General features: G+C 30.9%; 18 protein-coding genes. 11 read left to right on the forward strand and 7 right to left on the reverse strand.

What is annotated here, in order from left to right:
• Positions 1–186 precede the first annotated feature (186 nt).
• The 5 genes from L992_RS05895 (at position 187) to L992_RS13110 (ending at position 8047) form a co-directional block, all read left to right on the forward strand.
• Positions 187–1623: a tagaturonate reductase gene (locus tag L992_RS05895; protein WP_047395023.1), complete on the forward strand. Its 1437-nt coding sequence runs from the start codon at positions 187–189 to the stop codon at positions 1621–1623.
• The gene (locus L992_RS05900) at positions 1623–3113 is read left to right on the forward strand and encodes a UxaA family hydrolase (RefSeq protein WP_047395025.1); all 1491 of its coding nucleotides are present in this window, start codon (positions 1623–1625) and stop codon (positions 3111–3113) included. Before L992_RS05895 ends, L992_RS05900 begins: the two co-directional genes overlap by 1 nt.
• A 30-nt stretch (positions 3114–3143) precedes the next feature.
• Entirely contained in the window at positions 3144–4544 is a 1401-nt protein-coding gene (gene uxaC / locus L992_RS05905) for a glucuronate isomerase (protein WP_047395027.1), read from the forward strand.
• 71 nt (positions 4545–4615) lie between these two features.
• On the forward strand, positions 4616–5836 hold the full coding sequence (locus tag L992_RS05910) for an AarF/UbiB family protein (RefSeq protein ID WP_047395029.1): 1221 nt from the start codon (positions 4616–4618) through the stop codon (positions 5834–5836).
• A gap of 78 nt (positions 5837–5914) precedes the next feature.
• On the forward strand, positions 5915–8047 hold the full coding sequence (locus L992_RS13110; RefSeq protein ID WP_052193925.1) for a flavocytochrome c: 2133 nt from the start codon (positions 5915–5917) through the stop codon (positions 8045–8047).
• Between the two features lie 43 nt (positions 8048–8090).
• On the opposite strand, the gene L992_RS05920 is transcribed toward L992_RS13110, so the two are convergent.
• Entirely contained in the window at positions 8091–8642 is a 552-nt protein-coding gene (locus tag L992_RS05920; RefSeq protein WP_047395030.1) for a flavodoxin family protein, read from the reverse strand.
• Between the two features lie 142 nt (positions 8643–8784).
• On the opposite strand from L992_RS05920, the gene L992_RS05925 reads away from it, so the two are divergent.
• Genes L992_RS05925 through L992_RS13310 form a run of 4 tightly spaced genes read left to right on the forward strand, consistent with a single transcriptional unit; the run spans position 8785 to position 13142 of the window.
• A complete protein-coding gene (locus L992_RS05925) occupies positions 8785–9189 on the forward strand; it encodes a DUF86 domain-containing protein (RefSeq protein ID WP_047395032.1) in 405 nt (134 codons plus the stop codon).
• Between the two features lie 3 nt (positions 9190–9192).
• Positions 9193–9603, forward strand: a complete 411-nt coding sequence (locus L992_RS05930; RefSeq protein ID WP_052193926.1) for a nucleotidyltransferase domain-containing protein — start codon at positions 9193–9195, stop codon at positions 9601–9603.
• 12 nt (positions 9604–9615) lie between these two features.
• Positions 9616–12510, forward strand: a complete 2895-nt coding sequence (locus L992_RS05935) for a DUF3427 domain-containing protein (RefSeq protein WP_052193927.1) — start codon at positions 9616–9618, stop codon at positions 12508–12510.
• Positions 12507–13142: a (deoxy)nucleoside triphosphate pyrophosphohydrolase gene (locus L992_RS13310; RefSeq protein WP_081982725.1), complete on the forward strand. Its 636-nt coding sequence runs from the start codon at positions 12507–12509 to the stop codon at positions 13140–13142. The genes L992_RS05935 and L992_RS13310 overlap by 4 nt, the downstream gene beginning before the upstream one ends.
• A gap of 33 nt (positions 13143–13175) precedes the next feature.
• Here L992_RS13310 and L992_RS05945 read toward each other — a convergent pair whose 3' ends face one another.
• From L992_RS05945 to L992_RS05960, 4 genes are read right to left on the reverse strand one after another with little or no spacing between them, the layout of a single operon-like run.
• Positions 13176–14522: a 6-phospho-beta-glucosidase gene (locus L992_RS05945; RefSeq protein WP_047395034.1), complete on the reverse strand. Its 1347-nt coding sequence runs from the start codon at positions 14520–14522 to the stop codon at positions 13176–13178.
• 17 nt (positions 14523–14539) lie between these two features.
• Positions 14540–14851 carry a PTS lactose/cellobiose transporter subunit IIA gene (locus L992_RS05950; RefSeq protein WP_047382878.1) on the reverse strand — a complete coding sequence of 104 codons (312 nt, stop codon included), beginning with the start codon at positions 14849–14851 and terminating at the stop codon, positions 14540–14542.
• A gap of 10 nt (positions 14852–14861) precedes the next feature.
• Entirely contained in the window at positions 14862–16223 is a 1362-nt protein-coding gene (gene celB, locus L992_RS05955) for a PTS cellobiose transporter subunit IIC (RefSeq protein WP_197053387.1), read from the reverse strand.
• Positions 16224–16237: 14 nt separating this feature from the next.
• Positions 16238–16543, reverse strand: coding sequence for a PTS sugar transporter subunit IIB (locus tag L992_RS05960; RefSeq protein WP_047382876.1), 306 nt, complete (start codon positions 16541–16543; stop codon positions 16238–16240).
• A gap of 226 nt (positions 16544–16769) precedes the next feature.
• Between L992_RS05960 and L992_RS05965 the strand changes: the two genes are divergently transcribed.
• Both L992_RS05965 and L992_RS05970 read left to right on the forward strand, forming a co-directional pair.
• Entirely contained in the window at positions 16770–17849 is a 1080-nt protein-coding gene (locus L992_RS05965; protein WP_197053388.1) for a replication initiation protein, read from the forward strand.
• Positions 17850–17862: 13 nt separating this feature from the next.
• Entirely contained in the window at positions 17863–18396 is a 534-nt protein-coding gene (locus tag L992_RS05970; RefSeq protein WP_047395040.1) for a DUF2250 domain-containing protein, read from the forward strand.
• Between the two features lie 604 nt (positions 18397–19000).
• Here the strand turns inward: L992_RS05970 and argH are convergent.
• Both argH and yfcC read right to left on the reverse strand, forming a co-directional pair.
• Complete coding sequence (gene argH, locus L992_RS05975; protein ID WP_047395042.1) at positions 19001–20416, reverse strand: argininosuccinate lyase; 1416 nt, start codon at positions 20414–20416, stop codon at positions 19001–19003.
• Between the two features lie 211 nt (positions 20417–20627).
• Positions 20628–21808: putative basic amino acid antiporter YfcC (yfcC, locus tag L992_RS05980; RefSeq protein WP_047395045.1), on the reverse strand; the 1181-nt coding region annotated here is incomplete at its 5' end.

Here is a 21808-nt window from a genome sequence, read left to right on the forward strand (position 1 = left end):
CCTATTTTTTTATACATATATTATATAATATTTTTTATAAAAAACCAATACTAAACAAAAAATGTTCTTTTTGAGAACAAAAAAAATAAATAGAGATTATTTTTTATTAAAAAAACTTGCTTTTTCCTACAAAATATAATATACTCGTAATATAATAGTGATATATCACAAGAAAAGGAGAGAGTTATGTTAACAAGAAAAGAGCTAAATTTACCTAAATATTCGGAAAAGGTAATTCAATTTGGAGAGGGAAACTTTTTAAGATGTTTCTTTGACTGGCAGTTAGATATAATCAATAAAAATACAGATTTAAATGCAGGTGTTGCCGTAGTAAGACCAATCGATTTTGATGCAGTTCCTTTATTAGATACTCAAGATGGACTTTATACAGCAATAATCAGAGGAATAAATGAAAGTGGACAAGTTGTAAAAGACTATACAGTTATCTCATCAATTAACAGAGAGATTCCTATCTACAAAAACTTTAAAGAGTATTTACAGTTAGCTCATAATGAGGATATGAGATTTATCGTTTCAAATACTACAGAAGCTGGAATCACTTTCAGTTCAGAAGATAAATATGACGATGAACCACAAGCTACATTCCCAGCAAAATTAACAAGACTACTTCATGAAAGATTCACTGTTTTCAATGGAGATATGACAAAAGGATTTATCTTACTACCGTGTGAGTTAATTGACTATAACGGGGAAGAGTTAAAAAGAGTTGTTTTAAAATATGCTGAACTTTGGAACTTAGGAGAAAAGTTCACAAACTGGTTAATCAATGGAAATATCTGGTGTTCTACACTAGTTGATAGAATAGTAACTGGATATCCAAGAGGAGAGAAAGAGGAGTTAGAAAAAGAGTTAGGATACTCTGATAACTTTATAACAACAGGAGAATACTTCTATCTATTTGTAATTCAAGGACCAAAAGATATATTAACTAAAGAGTTAAAATTAGAAGGATTAAATTTAAATATTCTAATAGTTGATGACTTAAAGCCATATAAAATGAGAAAAGTTGGAATTTTAAATGGTGCTCATACTGCGATGGTTCCAGTGGCTTATTTATACGGAATAGATACAGTTAGAGAAGCTATGGAAAATGATGATTTAAGAGAGTTTATCGAATCAGCTATCGATGAGGAGATTATTCCAGCTTTAGATATGGATAAAAAAGAGTTAGAGGAGTTTAAAGACGCTGTTATAAACAGATTCAAAAATCCATACGTAAAACATATGTTAATGGATATCTCATTAAACTCAATGGCAAAATATAAATCTAGAATTTTACCACAAGTTTTAGAGTTAAATAGCAGAACAGGAAAATTATCTAAAAAGCTTTTATTCTCATTAGCTGCACTGATCAGATTCTACAAAGGTGTTAGAGAGAATGGAGATGCTATCCAATTAAGAGATGATAGACATCACTTAGATATGTATAAAGAGTTATGGAAAACGAATAACTACAATGAGATTGCAAAAACAGTTTTAGGATTAGAGAGTCACTGGGATACTGATTTAAATGCAGTAGAAGGTATGACTGATTTAGTAGCTAAATACTTAGAAAATATAGACAAGGTTGGAGTTGCAAAAGCTTTAAAAGAGGTTAAATAATGAAAGAGTTTATAAAAATAAATGAAAGAGATAATGTCTTAATAGTTTTAAGAGATTACTCGAAAGATGAGAAAATAGTTTTAGAAGATAAAGAGATTACAGTATTAGAGGATGTATTGAAAGGGCATAAAATTGCCCTTCAAGATATCGCTCAAGATGAAGATGTAATAAAGTATGGAATGCCAATTGGTCATGCACTTTTAGATATAAAAATGGGAGAGTGGGTACATACTCACAATACAAAAACAAATTTGAAGGATTTGAATAACTACAGCTATTCTCCTGAGTTTTGTGAAAAAATTCTAAAGACATCTGAAAGAAAAATCGATGTTTATAAAAGAAAAAATGGAGATGTGGGAATTAGAAATGAGCTTTGGATAGTTCCAACTGTAGGTTGTGTGAACGGAATAGCTCAACGTATAAAAGAGGATCTTTTAAGAGAGATTGGAGATTTAAAAATCGACAATATAAATGTTTTAACACATAACTATGGTTGCTCTCAATTGGGAGAGGATCATCTAAATACAAGAACAATTCTTCAAAATACAGTTAAACATCCAAACGCAGGTGGAGTATTAGTTTTAGGTTTAGGATGTGAAAACAATCAGGTTGCTGAGTTCCAAAAAACTTTGGGAGAGTATGACACTGATAGAGTTAAATTCTTAGTTTCTCAAGATGTAGAGGATGAGGTAGAAGAGGGAAAAAATATTCTTCTAAAACTTTATGAGAATATGTTAAATGATAAAAGAGAAGAGGCTAATTTAGGGGAGATAAACTTTGGATTGGAGTGTGGAGGTTCAGATGGGTTATCTGGAATAACTGCAAATCCAATGTTAGGAGAGTTCTCGGATTATATCGTATCTCAAGGTGGAACTACAGTTTTAACAGAGGTGCCTGAGATGTTTGGGGCAGAGACGCTACTTATGAAAAGATGTAAGAATGAGGATGTCTTTAATAGATGTGTTTCTTTAATAAATGATTTTAAAGAGTATTTTATAAAAAATGACCAAGAGATATATGAGAATCCATCACCTGGAAATAAAAAAGGAGGGATTACAACTTTAGAGGATAAATCACTAGGTTGTACTCAAAAATCTGGAAAGTCAGAGGTTGTAGATGTAATTAGATATGGAGAAACTTTAAAAGAGAAGGGGTTAAATCTGCTGAGTGCTCCAGGAAACGATTTAGTTGCAACAACAGCACTAGCAGCAGCAAACTGTCATATGGTTTTATTTACAACGGGAAGAGGAAATCCATATGGTGGATATGTTCCAACAGTTAAAATATCTACAAATAGTGAGTTATATAATAAAAAGAAAAGATGGATAGACTTTGATGCAGGAAGATTGGTATCAGAGGATATAACTATGGATGAGCTACTAAATGAATTTATAGACTACATAGTTGAAGTAATAAATGGGAAAAAAGTAAACAATGAATTAAATAGGTTCCAAGAGATTGCAATATTTAAATCCGGGGTTACTTTATAAAGATTAATTTAAAATGGGAGATGAAAAAATATGAAACAATTTATGTGTGAAGATTTTTTATTAACTAACGATATAGCTAAAACGTTATATCATGATTATGCAAAAGATATGCCAATTTACGATTACCATTGTCATTTAAATCCGAAAGAGATTTTCGAGGATAAAAAATATAGATCAATAACTGAAATTTGGTTAGGTGGAGATCACTACAAATGGAGAGCTATGAGAAGTAACGGTGTTGATGAGGAATACATTACTGGAGCTAAAGAGGATAAAGAGAAGTTCTTAAAATGGGCTGAAACGATAGATGAGTGTTATGGAAATCCACTTTTCCACTGGACACACTTAGAGCTTAAAAGATTCTTTGGAATAGATACAATCCTTTCGAAGGAAACAGCTGAAGAGATTTGGGAAAAGACAAATGAGATGTTAGCAAAAGATGATTTTACAGCAAGATCTTTAATAAAAAGAGCAAATGTAAAAGCTATCTGTACAACAGATGATCCAATCGATTCTTTAGAGTATCATATAGCTATAAAAAAAGATGATAGTTTTGATGTAGTTGTAAATCCAACGTTTAGACCTGACAAAGGTGTTAGAATAGATAAAGAGGATTTCATGCCTTGGCTTCAAACGTTAGAAACATTACACGGAAAGAAGATTGATACTGTAGTAGAGTTTAAGTCGGCTTTAGCAGAGAGAGTTGAGTTCTTCCATGAGGTTGGATGTAGAGTTTCTGACCACGCATTAGATCCGATTGTATTTTTATTAGGAACTGATGAGGAAGTAGAGAATATATTTAAAAAGAGATTAGCTGGTGAAGAGTTAACAGAAAATGAAGTTAAGATGTTTAAAACAGCTATAATGTTATTCCTAGGAAAAGAGTATAACAAAAGAGGTTGGATAATGCAGCTTCATATGGGAACTATCAGAAATAACTCAACTAGAATGTATAAAAAATTAGGTCCTGATACAGGGTTTGATTGTATAGCTGATGACATTTTTGTGCAGGCGTTATCTCACTTCTTAGATACTTTAGATGATACAGATGAGTTACCTAAAACTATTTTATATAACTTAAATCCTAGAGAAAATGAAGCTTTAGGAACTTTAATTGGATGTTTCCAAGGAGGGGGAATCCCAGGTAAGATTCAATTAGGATCTGGATGGTGGTTCTTAGATCAAAAGGATGGAATGATAAAGCAGATGACGGCTTTAGCTAATCTAGGTTTACTTTCAAGATTTGTTGGAATGTTAACAGATTCAAGAAGTTTCTTATCTTATACAAGACATGAATATTTCAGAAGAATCCTTTGTAACCTACTTGCTGAGTGGGTTGAAAACGGAGAGGTTCCAAACGATATTGAAAAGTTAGGGAAAATGGTTCAAAATATATGTTACAACAATGTAAATAACTATATTACAAAATAAGAGCGATGAAAGAGAGGTTTAACCTCTCTTTTTTTGTATAACAAAGAAAAAATAGGAGAGAGGAGAAGAAAATGAAAAGTTTAAAGTTGATAAGATTGATATATAAAATTCATAGAAATGAACCGCCTAGATTAGAGGAGATAGAGGAGATGGGCTTGTTGGCTGTTAAAATATCTCAATACTACGCTTTGAGAGCTGACTTTATAGATGAGAAAACCTGCGTTTATCTATCTAAGCTTTACGAGTATAGTTATGCTGCTCAAAAGCGAGAGATAGATTTAGCAATTGATAAGGATAAATGGATTTTAGATGCTTTAGAATCTTATGAAAACTTACCATTTTCGTCGGCTTCTATAGGTCAAGTTCACATTGGGTATTTAAGAGGGAATGATAAAGAAGATAGAAAAGTAGCTATAAAAATTCGAAAGGAGAATTTTAAAGAGAGCTTTTTAAAAGATATAGAGAATGCAAAAAAAATAGCGAATATTTTACTGTTTTTCTATCCAAAATTGAAAAAGGTTTTTAATCCTTTGGAAGTTTTAGAAAACATAGAGGAGGGGACTTTAAAAGAGCTCCATTTTTTAAATGAGGTCGAAGGTGCTAATTATCTTAGAAGATTAAAAAATGAAAATAGTGAAAAATTTGATTTGAAAGATTTGTATTTTTCAAGTTTTGTAGAATCTTTATGTTGTGAAAGGGTTATTGTCTCTAAATTTATAGAGGGAGAAAGTTTTAATACACTTCTGAAAGAGGGAAGATTGAAATATTCTGAGTTGTTGAAGCTTTTTAAATATCATACATTTTTTATGTTTAAGTTAGGAGTTTTTCATGGAGATTTACATCCCGGAAATATTATTTTAAATGAAAATGGTGAGATAACTTTAATTGATTGCTCAACTATAGGTAAAGTAAAGTCTAAACTGAGAAAAGGGTTATTTGGATTTTTCTACTATCTTTCGAGATACAATTATGATAAATCAGCTTTTTATTTAAATGAGATGTCGGAGAAGAGGTTGAATCAGAAAGATTTTGAAAAATTCTTAGAAAAATTTAAAGCTCTTTACAGTGATTTTAAAGATAGCAGTGTTTCAGATGTGAGCTTAACAAAACGTATGATGGAGACAATAAAGTTATCTATAAATTCTGGGATGGAGTTTGAAGAGGGGATGTTTCATGTTATTAAAAGTCTTATGTATTTAGATGGTATGGTTTTGAAATGTAATCCAGAAGTTAACTTAATGAATGATATAAGAGAGTTTACAGAGTTGTTAAAAAGTGAGTTGAAAGATTGAAATAACTAAAAGTTGACATTGACCTTAGGGTATAGTTTATACTTTTCTTGTAGAATAAGTTTTTGGAGGAAAAAAGTTATGAAAAAAGAGTTCTATTCCATCGGTGAGATATCTAAAATAACAGGACTTTCTAATAAAACATTGAGATACTATGATGAAAATAGCATTTTGAAGCCAGATTATGTGGATAAAAGTAATGGTTATAGATACTACAGTGAGTATCAAATTTTAAAATTAAAAAATATAATCACTTTGAAAGATAACAGATTTTCTTTAGAGGAGATTAAAAATAGATTCGAGCAGGTGAGCTCGAGAGAGATGAATAGTTTTTTTACTACTTATCGAAAGAAAATAGAGGATATCGATAGGGAGATAGAGGAATTAAAACAGAGTAAGATGAGATTACAAAATCTATTAGATGAATTTTCATATTTAGAAGTGGATAAGATTGTATTAAAGTGTTTACCTGAAAAGTTTATTTATAATTTAGACACTATCACAAATAAAAATCTGAACAACTCTATTTTTGATATTTACAAAATTATTGAAGCATCAGTTGAATGTGGAAATGCTTATTTAGGAAAAAAGTTTAGATTTTTAAATTTTACTAAAGATACGACTGAAAAAATAAGCGAATTTTTACTTTTTCAAAATGAAGGTTTTTTAAAAAATTTGGAAAAAATTCAAAAAACTGAAAAAAGTGAATATATAACTATAAGATATAGAGCTGGAAATAGAGAAAATGCTTTGATTGAAGCCGGTGAAAACATTGATAAACTTGAGATTCAAATGCTTGAAGCAGAGAATTTAGTGAAAATAGGAGATGGTGGTAGTAGAAAGCTGATTAAACCAGTTGAAAATTTTGATGTTGTTATAGTGGGAGCAGGAGGAGCTGGATTATCAGCATCTATTTCAGCAGCATCTAAAGGAGCTAAAGTCGTTTTATTGGAAAAGATGTCATCTATAGGTGGAAATACTTTGATTTCAATGGGAGGAATAAATATTCCGGGGAACGATGCTCAAATTGAAAAAGATATCCAAGATTCAATAGAACTTTATAGAAAGGATATTCTTTCTGGCGGAGATAATGAAAACTCTTTAGAACTTTTAGATATCTTTGTAAATGAAGCTTTACCTACATATAGATGGCTAAAAGATGAGATTAAGGTTTCTTTTAAAGATGAACTTATACACTTTGGAGGACATTCGGTGCCAAGAGCAGCTGTTTTTTCAGGTAAATATGCAATTGAACTGATTGCTAAACTTAGAGCTAAAGCAATTTCGCTAGGTGTAGATATTAGAACGGCAGTTCGTTCAAAAGAGTTAATAACAGATGAAAATAAAAGAGTTGTTGGGGTTTTATCAAGTATTGATGAAAAAGAGGTTAAGTTCATGGCTAAAAAAGGTGTTATTTTAGCTACAGGTGGTTTTAGTGGAAATGTAGAGTTGAGAAAAAAATATAATCCAAGTTTAGATGAAAGGTATAAAACTACAAATATTAGTGGAATAACTGGTGACGGACATTTGATGTGTGAAAAGGTAGATGCTGATTTTGTTCAGATGGAATATATTCAGACGTTCCCTATATCAAATCCAGAAACTGGAGAGCTTTCTCATGTTGGTGGAAGTAGATTCGATGGTGCTATACTAGTTAATAAATTTGGAGATAGATTTGTTGAGGAGCTTGAAAGAAGAGATACGGTTTCAGAAGCTATATTAAAACAGGAAAATGGTGTGGGGTATCTAGTTTGGGGAGAGGAAATAGAGAGTATAACAAACTATGTTAGTAAGAATAAAGAGGAAGTTGAAAGACTAAAAAATTCTAATCTGATAGCTATTTCTGATAGCTTAGAAGAGATTGCTAGAGTTATGAATATAGATGAAGAAAATCTTTTAAAAACAATATCTAAATATAATGGCTTTGTTCAAAATAAAAAGGATTTAGATTTTAATAGAAGAGGAACATTGCTATCAATAGAAAAAGGACCATTTTATATCCAGAAAGTTGCACCTGCAGTTCATCATACGATGGGTGGAGTTCGTGTGAATACAAAGGGACAAGTTTTAGATAAAAAGGCTCAGCCTATAGAGGGTCTGTTTGCAGCAGGAGAGATTGTTGGAGGTCTTCACGGAACAAATAGATTAGGTGGAAATGCCATAACAGAAATAATTGTTTTTGGAAAAAGAGCTGGAGAAAATATAATGAAATAGAAAAAAGAGCTATTCGTTTTTGACGGATAGCTCTTTTATTGTGTCAATTAAGTGATTCTCCAAGCTCTTTTAAAAGAGATCGAGTTTCATTTTGAGTTGATAAGTCGTTTGGATTGTGAGCTGAGATAGCTTCATCGATAAAGAATTCCCATCCAAGGTATTCACAGATACATCTGAACTGTGAAGAGATAATTCTATACTGTTCAGCACCGATTTCGTCAGCACCAACAGAGATAAGTCCAACTCTTTTTTTCTTATCAGTTAATTCAGTGCCGTGAGCTTTTGAATACATCTTATCGATTAGAGCTTTCAGTTGAGCTGAGATTCCCCACCAGTATACAGGTGAACCAAAAATAAGAGTATCTGCATCAACAATCTTTTGAACTAACTCGTTAGTATCATCACTCATAAAACATTTCCCATTGTTTCTTTTGCAAGAGTCGCAAGCTATGCAGCCAGCTACGTTGAACTTCGTCACATCAATAAATTCAACTTCACTCTTTGTTTTATCAATTTGCTCCTCTAAAGTTTTTAGAGCAAAATGAGTATTTCCTTTTAATCTTGGACTTCCATTTAAAAATAGTATTTTTTCCATTTTGACCTCCTAAAATAAGATACCACAGTATACAACTTAGAGTTGGCTTTAAGGCAAGAGATTTTTTTGAATCTAACAGTTCAGTTTACATGAATAATAGAAAATGATAAACTATAAGAAAAAATGAGAGGGGCGGATCGAATTGAGAGATGATGTTATAATTAATAAAGTTGAAACGATAAAAAGATGTATAAAAAGAATAGAGGAAGAATATTCTAATGATTTTAATAATTTAGAAAATTATACAAAACAAGATTCTATAATATTGAATTTGCAAAGAATGTGTGAAGCAACTTTAGATTTAGGTATGCATTACATAAAAATAAAAAAATTAGAACTCCCTCAAACAAGTAAACAAACATTTGAAATACTTCAAAAAAATGAAGTTATTGATAAAAAATTATCTTTAGATCTTCAAGGAATGGTAGGATTTAGAAATATAGCGGTTCATGATTATCAAAGTTTGAATATAGAGATTTTACAAAAAATAATTGAAAATCATTTGATGGATTCTTTAAGATTAGCTCAGAAGATATTGGAAGGATAGAGTATGGATAAAGTTGTAATAAGTGAGATAATTAATTCTTTACAAGAGTTTGAATGTTATACAGTCTATATATTTGGTTCGTATGCAAGTGATAAAACACATAAAGAAAGCGATATAGATATAGCTTTTTTATCTGAGAAAAAATTTGAAAGATATGATATTTTTATGAAAGCTCAGGAGATATCATCTAAAGTAAATAAAGAGATAGATTTAATTGATTTAAAAGAATCTTCAACTGTTTTTCAAAATGAAGTAATAAGAAATGGAATTGTAATTTTAGACAACAATATCATTGAAAGACAGAAGTTCGAAGTTTTAGTTTTAAAAAAATATATGGAACTGAATGAGCTAAGAAAAGATATACTTCAAAGTTATTCAGAGGATTTGGAAGAGTTTATAAAAACTAGAGAATAGTTGGGGGATACTATGAAATATGAATTTATAAGTAATACTAATTTTGAGAACAATAAAAATTTATATAGATATTTAGAAGAGGGGTTTCAAGATGCAAAAGAGTTTTTCTTTTCAGTTGCATTTATAAATTTTGCGGGAGTACAAATACTTTTAGATGTTTTGAAAAAAACAGAAAATTCAGAGATTAAAGGTAGAATTTTAACAACAAACTATCTACATTTTACAGAAATTAAAGCAGTCCAATACCTAAAAAGATTTAAAAATATAGAAGTGAAATTTTTTGATAGCGATAAGATGGAAGGCTTTCATACAAAGGGGTATGTGTTTGAATATGAAAATAGCTATAAAGCGATAATAGGCTCATCTAATCTCACAAAAAGTGGTCTTAAAAGTAATATAGAGTGGAATACAGGAGTAGTAACTCCTAAAGGAAGTGAATTTATAACTGGAATATTAAATGAGTTCAATTACCTTTGGGAAAAAGCAGTCGAAAATGTAAATCCATATATAGTTTCATATGTTAAAAAGCAAGAGAAGATTGTAAAAAAAGTTCAGAAAAACGAGTATCTAATGGCAGCTGAAGATCATGAGTTTGGAATCTATAACGAATGCGAGATAGAACCGAATTATATGCAAAAAGAAGCCTTAAAAAACTTAGAGGATTTAAGGGTTTATAAAGAGAAAAGAGCACTGTGTATCGCAGCCACAGGAACAGGAAAAACTTATCTAGGAGCTTTTGATGTGAGGGCGTTTAAAGCTAAACGTCTTCTTTTTGTTGTTCATAATGAGGAGATATTAAACTCCGCTATAGCTACTTTTAAAAAGGTTTTGCCGAATAAAACTATGGGGAAGTTCACAGGGAATTTTAAAAATAGTGATAGAGATTATGTTTTTGCTACAGTTCAAACTTTGAGTTTAAGATACTCTGAATTTCATGAAAATGAGTTTGATTACATAATAGTTGATGAGGCTCATCATATAACAGCGAAGAGTTATGAACCTATTTTGAATTATTTTAAGCCTCAGTTTTTGTTAGGATTAACAGCTACACCAGAGAGATGTGATGGTGGAAATATATATGAAGTTTTCGATATGAATGTTCCTGTTGAGATACGTTTACAGGAAGCTTTGGATAAAGAACTAGTTGTACCATTTCATTATTATGGGATAAAAGATATAGAGGAAGTTGATTTATCAAAGGTGGATTTAAATGATATATCGGCAGTTGCTAGAGTTTTGAATACAGAGAGACGTGTTGATTTTATAATAGAGAAAATGAATTTCTATGGATATAGCGGGGAGAAAAGAAAGACAGTAGGATTTTGTATCTCAGTAGAACATGCAGAGTTTATGGCTAGTCAGTTTGTTCAAAAGGGAATAAAGGCTGTTTCAATTACAGGAACAGACAGTAAGGATACTAGAGATCAAATCTTAAAAAGTTTTAGAGAAAGTGATCATTTAGAGGTTATATTTACGGTAAATCTATTCAATGAAGGAGTAGATATTCCGTGTATAAACAGTATTTTAATGTTAAGACCAACAGCTTCACCAATTATTTTCACTCAACAACTTGGAAGAGGTCTGAGACACTTTGAAAATAAAGAGTTTTTAACAGTTATAGATTTTATAGGAAATCACTCAAGAGCTTTTTTAATAGCTTTGGCTTTGATTGGTAAAAAAGGCTATGATAAAGAGAGTGTAAAGATTGCTGTAAAAAGAGATTTTGACAATTTATCAAAGTCTGTTCATATAAAAATGGATGAGATTTGTAAAGAGGAGATTTTAAAACAGCTTGATAATGAGAATTTTAATAGTTTAAAATATCTGAAAGAGGAGTATAAAGAGTTTAAAGATATTTTACAAGGTAGAGTTCCAATGCCAATAAACTTCACTCAGTATGAGGAAGCTCCAAATTTTTATAAGTATTCAAAACTTCAAAAATTAAAAGTAAAATCATACTTGGATTTTTTAGAAAAAATAGATGAAAAAACTTTTGGTATAAATGAGACACAAAAGATAGTTATAAGAGAGTTTGAAAGAATGTTACCTATAAAAAGAGTGTATGAGTTCGCAATAGCTCACGAGATTATATCAAAGGGTGAGTTATTAAAAGAGGATGAGATAAAAATCTTAGGAAAATATATTGATGTGATATCTTTGAAACATACAAAAGTTACTTTAAACCATGCTAAAGATTTTTTATGTGGAGATTATTCGGATTCTAGTGATTTGAAAAGATGTGAGTCTTTATTCTTAAAAAAAGGTGATTCTATTGAAATGAGTGAAGTTTTAAAAGAAGTTTTAAAATCTAAAGAGGTTAAAGATTATATTCTTCAGATTTTAGACTATGGACTTTTGAAGTATTCAGAAATTTTTGGTAAAAAAGATTATGGATTCCCATTTTTAAAATTGTATGAAAACTATAATATGAAAGATGTTGCACTAATTTGTAACTATGAAAAAAAACATAGTGCTTTTAGAGGAAGTGGATTGTTATCAAATGGAAATGATTACTTCCTGTTTGTTGAGTTGCATAAAGATGAGGATATAAAAGATAGTATCAAGTATAATGATAAGATATTGGATAGATATCACTTCCAATGGGAGAGTCCAAACTCAACAAAAGTTGAGAGTGAGAGAGGACAAAATATAGTTAGAAATAGAGAAAGAGGAATAAATTTACATATATTTTTAAGAAAGATTAAAGAGATTGATGGAGAGATTCAGCCATATATCTATATAGGAAAAGGTGACACTATAGATTATAGTAGTGAAAAACCAATTAGAACAAAGTTGAAGTTAGAAAGTCCACTTTCAAAAGAGATGTATGTTGAGTTGACAGAAAGAGTAGAAAATTACTTAGAAGTTGCTGAAAAGAAAGAGTTGGAGAATAGGAGAGAGATATGAAAAAAACTATCTATGTGGTAGGTGCAATTTTAGAGAATCAGAATGGTGAGATATTTTGTGCTATGAGACCAGAGGATAAGACATTTCCTGGGTTATGGGAGTTTCCTGGTGGTAAGATAGAGGATGGAGAGGACCCGAAAGAGGCTTTGAGAAGAGAGATTGAGGAGGAGTTAAATATCTCTATCAAAGTTGGTGAACTATTTGATGTAGTAGAGAAGGAGTATGAAAAGTTTATTATAAATCTAACTACTTACAGTTGTGATATTTTAGATTTCACTGACTTTGAGTTAGTTGAACACCAAGAGTTTAAGTGGTTAAAAAGAGAAGAGTTGCAAAACTTAGAGTGGGTACCAACAGATATTCCTACGTTAGAAAAGTTAGTAAAAAGTGAAAAAGAGCTTAAAAATATCTCTATTTTTAAAGTGGATAAAGGGGCTTTGAGTACAAAAGAGATAGAGGTTTTGGTGAGACCTAAAAGTTTGATTTTGAATGTTATCGCTTTTGGTGAGTGGAATAAAGATGTTGTCAAAACGAGAGAAGAGTTAGAAGAGAAACTAGATAGTTATGGAATAAGTAAAACTTCAAAAGAGTCTGTATATAAAAAGTTAAATCAATTGAATTCTAAGATATAGAAAAAGGGCTATTATTTCAATAGCCCTTTTAAATTAATACTTATATCTAGATATAGCATGATGGAACTGAGGAAGGAAATCCCAGTTTTCTCTAATGATTTCGTCAAACATTGTTTTTACTTGATTACCACTATTAACAAGAGGATTTAAAGTTAAAGCGTGTAAAGCTTTTCCATAATTTCCAGTAACAGCAGCTTCTATAGTCATCTCTTCAAATGATTTCATAAGCTGTAAGATTCCTCTAGCTTCAACAGGCATAGGATCTTGAGGGAATGGTTTGATACCATCTCTATAAACTCTAGCAGTAACTTCAACAGCACAGTTATCAGGTAAGCAATCAATAACACCATTATTTTTAGTTGAAACAACAATTACAGTTCCTTTATCATTATAAATAGAATTAATTAACTCACAAGCAGCATCAGAATAATACTGTCCACCTCTTTGCTCTAACTGTTTAGGTTTAATATTTAAGTTAGGGTCTTTATATAATTCGAACAACTCATTTTCAACAACTTTAACTTGCTCTCCTCTAGTTCCTTTTCCAGATTTAATATCTGCAACTTGTGCTCTTAACATCTCATCAGTCATATAGTAATATCTATGGTATCCACATGGAATCATTCCTAAATCCATAATTTGATCTTTTAACCAAGGTTCTTTTGTTCTTAGGTTTGCAGGAGTATTTTCGAGATCAGCTAAAACTCCAGCTACAGCTTCTTTAGTTTTATCTACACCATTGTGTAAAACTTTTCTTCCCCAGAAGAAGTGGTTTAATCCTCCACAGATTAGTTCAACCTCTTCATCTTTAGCTTTTAATGCGTCAACTACAGATTTTCTAACTCCGATAGGAACATTGCAAAGGCCAGCTATTTTGATATTTGGATAATATTTTATAACAGCTTCAGTAACCATTCCACTAGGATTTGTGAAGTTAACAAGCCAAGCGTTAGGACAAAGTTCAGTTATGTCTTTACAAATATCTAAAATTACAGGAATTGTTCTTAAAGCTTTAGTAAATCCACCAGCTCCATTTGTTTCTTGCCCAATCATTCCATATCTTAAAGGAATTCTTTCATCTCTGATTCTAGCTTCTAAAAGTCCAACTCTGAATTGAGTTGTAACGAAATCAGCATCTCTTAAAGCTTCCCTTCTATCTAAAGTAAGGTGGATATCAAATTTACCTTTTAATCCAGCTTGTTCAACCATTCTTTTAGCTAAATTTCCAACAATCTCTAATTTTTCTTTACCCTCTTCAATATCTACTAGCCAAAGCTCACTAACAGGTAATTCTTTATATCTTTTAATAAAACCTTCAATGATTTCAGGAGTATATGATGATCCCCCACCAATTGTAACTATTTTTAATCTCTTATCCATAATATTTCCTCCAAGTTTTATTTTTTTATTTTATAGATTTCAATTAATTCGTGTATAAGTTCTCTTGCTAAAATAGATGTCATTAAATGATCTTGAGCATGAACCATTAAAAGACCAAGTTCAACTTTATTTCCATCAGCTTCTTTACAAATAAGTTCTGTTTGAACTTCATGAGCCATTAATGAATACTTTTTTGCTTCATTTAAAAGTTCTTCAGCTTTTTCAAATTCGCCATTCTTAGCAAACTTTAAAGCTTCGAAAGATAAACTTCTACTTTCACCTGCATTTCCTACTAAGCCCATAGCGGCCATTTCTAAATCCATAATCACTCCTCCCTATTTAAATTGTTTCAAACTCTCCAATCTCTTCTTCATCTTTTTTTGCTTCTTGTTCAAAAGACCATTCCTCTTTTACTTTTTGAGCATCATATATTTTAAAGAACGGATAGTAAATAACACAAGAGATAAGGACAACAACAGTTCCAATAACAGCTCCAGAAATATGTCCACCAGTAACTAAGAAACCATAGATAGGAGCGGGTAAAGTCCAAGGAACATTAATTCCATTTGTAAGAGCAATAAATCCAAATTTCATTCCGAAATACGTTATAGTTGTAGTAACTAAAGGAGCAACGATAAAAGGAATAATTAAAATAGGATTCATAACAATTGGCGTACCAAAAATAATAGGTTCATTGATATTAAAAATTCCAGGACCTAAAGACATTTTTCCAATCTCTTTAAGTTGCTTACTCTTTGCAAAGAATGCCATAAAGAAAGTTAGTCCTAAAGTTAATCCAGAGCCTCCTAATTTTGATGCTAAAAAAACAAAGCTAGATCCAGAAATGTTAGGGATGACTTCTCCAGCTTGAAAAGCAATTCTATTTTGATCCATCATTCCTAGCCAAATAGGAGTCATAACAGAACCAACAATATTAGGTCCGTGTAGTCCCATAGACCAAAGAAGTTGTGCTGCTAAAACTGCTAGAAGAGTTCCAATAAAAGAACCGCCTAGAATAGTTAACGGTTTTCCAATAATAGTAATTATAAAATTATGAATATGATCAAATGGTGTAATTTCAAATAAAATTCTTAAAGTTAAACCAGATAGTATAACTAGCATAGCTGGAATAATAGCAGAGAAAGATTTACTAACAGCAGGAGGAACAGAATCTGGCATTTTGATAACTAAATTCTTTTCTACTGCAAATTTAACAATTTCAGTAGTAGAAAGACCGGTTAAAATAGCCACAAAAATTCCTTTACTTCCAATTAAATCTAAGTCAATTCCTTTAACATTTAAAACAATATCGCTATACTTATGAGCAATATTAAATGGAGTTAAAAGTAGGAATGCAGTTAAAGATATGGCGGCACAAGATAAAGGATCAACTTTTCTTCTTTCGGCCAGTCTATAAGCAACTCCAATAGCAATAAATAAAGCCATAATATCAAAAGTAACTTGTACTGGATATAAAATTCTAGCTTTCCAAAGTGGTCCAAATACGCTACTCATAAATTCAGGATAACCAGGGATAGGTAAAAAACCAAAAATTAAAAATATAGATCCAACAATAAGTAGTGGCATTGATAAAGTAAGTCCATCTCTAACAGATTGAATATGTGTCTGTGATGAAATTTTCATAGCTATAGGTAAAAAATGTTTTTCTAAAATATTATTTAAACGATCCATTGCAGCCATATGTATACCTCCGATTATTTTAAGTGATTTAGTGCATCTTCAAGAACTTTTTTTCCATTCATAGTTCCATAGTCCATCATGTTTATAACTTCTACTCGTTTATTGTGCTCTTTGGCGATTAAATTGAGTTCATCTTGCTTAAATCTAACTTGAGGTCCTAAAAGAAAGATATCATATGCAGGTAATTTATCTGTAAATTTTTCTACGGGGCAGGCTTCGATTTCTACTTCGATTCCTTTCTCTTTAGCGGAATTTTTCATTTTTGTAACAAGTAAGCTCGTTGACATTCCAGCAGCACATAACAGTAATATTTTTTTCATAAAGTAAAACCTCCTAAAAAATTTATTTGACGTCTTATTGTCACAATGATACGATATCTAAAAAATAATGTCAAATTTCGAATCAAAGTCTCTATTTTTCGTTTTTGTTGTATAAAAATATGGAAAAAGATGGTAAAATTTGATGATAAACACGAAAAGATTCACTGTTGAAAAAAAGAGATTAGAATTTTCGTTATTTTTAAAAAGGGGAGAGTGTGAAATTTTTATGAAAAATAAATATTTTTTGGAATTTTCGTCACAACTATTGAAAGAGGAAAAGATAATTTTAAAACTTTTAATAGAGAAGTACTTAAAAAAAGAGAAGCTAGAGTTTTTTTTAGATGAAATAGAGATACCCAAATTGAGAAATTGTAAGAAAAATTTTATAGAAAGACTTGGTAAAAAAGGGGTATTTTTTATAGAGCAAGATAAAGAAAAGGTTTATTGTCCATTTTTTAATTGTATAATTTTTCAAAAAGATTCATTTAAGGTTAGCTTAAATTCAGAGTTTGTAGATTATTTAATAAATAAAGAGAAAGTTTTTAAATACTCATTAAGAGAAGCGCTGTTTTTAAAAAATATATTTTCAATTGAATTTTTTTATAAAGTGTTAAAAACAAATATTTTAAAAAATACATTAGATATTGATGTGGAAAAATTTAAGGAATTGATATCAATTGAAAGTTACTCGAGATTGTATGATTTAAAAAGATTTGTATTAACTCCATTAATTGAGGATATAAATAAAAATACAGATTTTAATATAGGATTTACAATGAAAAAGATAGAGGAGAATTGGAGTATAGTATTTAATATTCAAAACTCTAAAGTTGAAACATTGAAAATATATACAAAATTATTTTTAAAATTATATAAGAATCATGTAGTAGACAAAAAAAAGGTAGCGTATCTATTATTTGATGCTATGAGTTTACATAATTATGACTATGTAAAAGCTAAGGTATTATTCACTATAAAAAATAAAAAGAAGTATGGATTAAATTTTGATAGTTTATTAGAAGGGGTTTTATGTGATAAAATTGGAGAGTTTTATGTTTTGTTAAAAAGCAACGAAATCGAAGCTCAAAATATAGATGTTTTTAGAAAAATTGTCCATAGAGAGATTCATCCTCTTAATTTTCCAGAGATAAGTACATTGGATTATAATACAAACTTAGCAAAACAGTTATTTTCAATTAAATCCGAAAAGCCATTAGAAATTATAAGTGAGAATTTGAAGCTAGAGCTTCTATTTAATCCTACTGGAAATTCGAAAATAGATATTTATTTAAAGTATAGAAAATAGAAAGGATGTTCATATGAATAGTTTAGAAAAGAAGATAATATTGACGATATATAAAATAGGACCGACGTTTATATCAAAGTTGGCCAATAGAATTTTAGAGAATCAAAATGATGTGAGAGATACAGTTAAAAAATTAGTTTTAGAAAAAGTTCTTCAAAGAGTGCAAAATGTAATGGTGAAGTATAAAACGAAAGAGAATAATGTTGTAACAAAACATAGAAATCATACCTATTTTGAGCTGACAAAGCTAGGTGAGAAAGTAGCAAAAGAGATACAATTTGATGAGGAGCTAGAGGTGAGAGAAGCTTTTAAAACTTATAATAAAGCTCTTCAAAATAGTTTGGATAACTCTACAGTTTCAGTTGAAAAAAGAGTGTATTGTGTTATAGATTTTCCGTACTCTCAAGAGTCTGCTGTAAAAACAGTTTTAGAAGATAGTTTTGAAATCTTATCAAAAGAGTACGGCTCAACAATAACTCTTCGTGGTGAGATACTAGAGGTTCAAAGAGAACAGTTAGCTAAATTAGAGAATATAGTTATAATATAATCGACTAGGTAAGTAGGAGTATTTATAATTGAATAAACTACATTTAGGAAGTGTAGCATCAAAAGTATAAGTTGATTTTTATATAAAAAGATAGTATACTTTAGTTAACGATAAATAAATAATTGGAGATGTCAAGTTTCCGAGAAAGAGCTTTAAAGTCTAGTCAACTTTTAAAGCTCTTTTTATTTTTTGTAATTAATGCTAAAATATAAGTAAGTGCTAGATTCCAGATTAAAGAAAATTATCCCTAACAGAAAGGGGGTGGAAACTTTGACTAAGTTATTTATTATCGTGATTTTCTTTATGCTGACTAAATTAGCATACTAGAAATTAAAATAGGATATAGCACTTAGTAAAGAACTGACTATTCTTTACGATTAGAGAGAAGAGAAATTTTCTCTCTTTTTTCTATTCTGTACTTTTTTTAGTTATTTTGAAAATAACTCTAAAATGGGGTAAGGAAAATAAACCGTCTTATGAACTACCACCGCCCTCTATTAGGAGTTTTCACATTCATATTGACAAAGATGTTTGTAGTGAAAAAAGACTAAAAAAAGCTCTAGGGATTTTGATATCCCTAGAGCTTTTTCTTAAAATATACTATTTAAAAGATATCGTTTAATCTATAGTTAATAAGATCTATTTTAGCCCCCGCAATAAATCTATTTAAATCTTCTAGATGAGATAGTAAACTATCTTTACTAGGTCCACCTAAGGACTTTCTTTTTTCAACACACGTTTTAATAGCTATAGTTTCATATATATCCCCGCTAAAAATATATGAAAACTCTTTATACTTCTCTAGAGAAAGAGTCTCTAGATTTAAGTTGTTTTCAATACAGTAACTCACAATTGCCCCAGTTATTTTGTAAGCCTCTCTAAAACTCATTCCTCTCACTGTCAGATAGTCAGCAACGTCAGTCGCATTTATAAAACCGTCGTTACATGCTAAAAGTAAAACCTCATCTTTCACTTTTAGAGTTTTAACCATTCCAATAAACACCTGTAAACATCCTTTGACAGTATCTACAGCATCAAAGAAAGCCTCTTTATCCTCTTGCATATCTTTATTGTATGCCAAAGGAATCCCTTTCATAGTAGTTAAAAGTGCCATTAAATCCCCGTAAACTCTACCAGTTTTCCCCCTAACTAGCTCAGCTGCATCTGGATTTTTCTTTTGTGGCATGATACTACTTCCAGTTGAGAAAGAGTCACTTAACTCAATATAACCATAGTCATTTGAGCTATAGATTATGATTTCCTCTGAGAATCTAGAAAGATGCATCATTGTTATAGAAAGCCCTGACATAATCTCAATCAGATAATCTCTGTCACTAACCCCATCTAAAGAGTTTAAAGTAGGTCCTTTAAAACCTAGAATTGCAGCTGTGAACTCTCTATCTATTGGATAAGTTGTTCCTGCAAGAGCAGCACTTCCAAGAGGAGAGTAATCCATAAGTTCCGCAGCATTTTCTAGACGCTTGAAGTCTCTTTTAAACATCTCTGAGTATGCAAACATATAGTGTCCAAAAGAGATGGGTTGAGCTTTTTGAAGGTGAGTAAACCCAGGCATATACGTCTCAAAATTTTTCTCTCCAAGCTCTGTTGTAACCTCAATCAACTCTAAAAGAAACGATTGAATCTTTTTAACTTCATCCTTTGCAAAGAGTCTCATATCAACAGCTACTTGGTCGTTTCTGCTACGTCCAGTGTGTAGCTTTTTTCCAACATCCCCAATTCTATCAATCAAAATCTTCTCAATATTCATATGAATATCTTCATATGTTGTACAAAACTCAATCTCACCTTTCTCGATACTCTCTAAAATTTCTATAAGAGTTTTTTCTATTAGCTCTCCATCCTCTTTCGAAATGATATCCATTTTAGCTAGCCCTCTAACGTGAGCGATACTTCCCATAATATCATATCTATATAATCTTTTATCAAAGTGGATTGACGAGTGAAAATCTAAAATTAAATCACTTGCTGCTTCTTTGAATCTTCCTGAAAAGTACTGCATTTCTCATCCTCCTAAAATTTAGTAAAAATTACTACCCCAAAAGAAAAGGCATACCAAATATGGTATGCCCTAGAGAACTTAACTAAGTTAATAAGCGTATTGTTATGGCAGCGTCACAATACTTAATTCACAGGATCATGACATCAACGCCGTCGGCCTTAGGCTCCGTCTATGGAAGTGAACTAACCTCTATTTTTTATTTTTATACAATCTATTGAAGATTGATTAAAACCCCGATTACCATGAAGATTGAACCTAGAAGGAACAGAACTCCTTGGAATTTAATTTGTAACTTTGCCCAAACTCCCCATTCGATCTTAGCAATTCCTAAAATCGCCATCAGAATTCCAGAAGTTGGAACGAACATATTTGTAAATCCATCTCCCAATTGGAAAGCAAGTACAGCAACTTGTCTAGGAACTCCAACTAAGTCAGCAAGTGGTGCCATGATTGGCATAGTAAGTGCAGCTTGACCAGATCCAGATACAACGAAGAAGTTGAATGTAGATTGGAAGAAGTACATTGCTATTGCTGATAAAGAAGCGTGTAGGTGACTAAGAATTCCAGCTACAGAGTTAAGAACTGTGTTTAAAACTGTAGGTGTTCCTGCATCTACTCCACCTAAAACTAGTACGATTCCTTTTGCCATACCAACAACTAAGGCAGCTCCGATTAGCTCCTCTGCTCCTTTTCTGAAAGATATAGCGATATCATTAACAGTCATGTTATTTAGGTTGAATATAACTCCAATTATTCCAGAGATAATACCCATAATTGTGAATTGAGCAGCGATTTCAGGAAGATAGTAACCATGTAATACAACTCCCCAAATAATCCAAGACATCCCTAAGAATATAGTTAAAAATACTAATTTATGACCAAACTTGAACTCTAAATCTTCAGATTCATCCGCTTTAAAGTCATCTCTAAAGAATTTGTCAGTCTCATAAGAGATTGATAATTCAGGATTGGCTTTAACTTTTTTAGCATAGTTCATAGTGTAAACAATTCCAAACGTTGTAAAGAATATCCACATAGCTATTCTAAACATAGCTCCTGAAAGTACTGGAACTCCCGCAACTCCTTGAGCTATAGCCACACTGAATGGATTCATCCAAGATGTAGCAAAACCAATTTGAGTTGAGATGTAACACATAAAGATACCTGTAATAGAATCATATCCCATACCAACAACAATAGGTATTAAAATCATAGCAAATGGTATAGCTTCCTCTCCCATACCAAATACAGCTCCACCAAGAGAGAAAAGTAGGAATACTAAAGGAATCAATAATACTTCAGATCCTTTTGTTTTTTTAATCATATTTAAAATTCCAGCTTCAACAGCTTTAGTTTTTAAAATAATACCGAAAGCTCCACCTGTAATCAGAA

The sequence above is a fragment of the Cetobacterium sp. ZOR0034 genome (assembly GCF_000799075.1).
Classification (GTDB): domain Bacteria; phylum Fusobacteriota; class Fusobacteriia; order Fusobacteriales; family Fusobacteriaceae; genus Cetobacterium_A.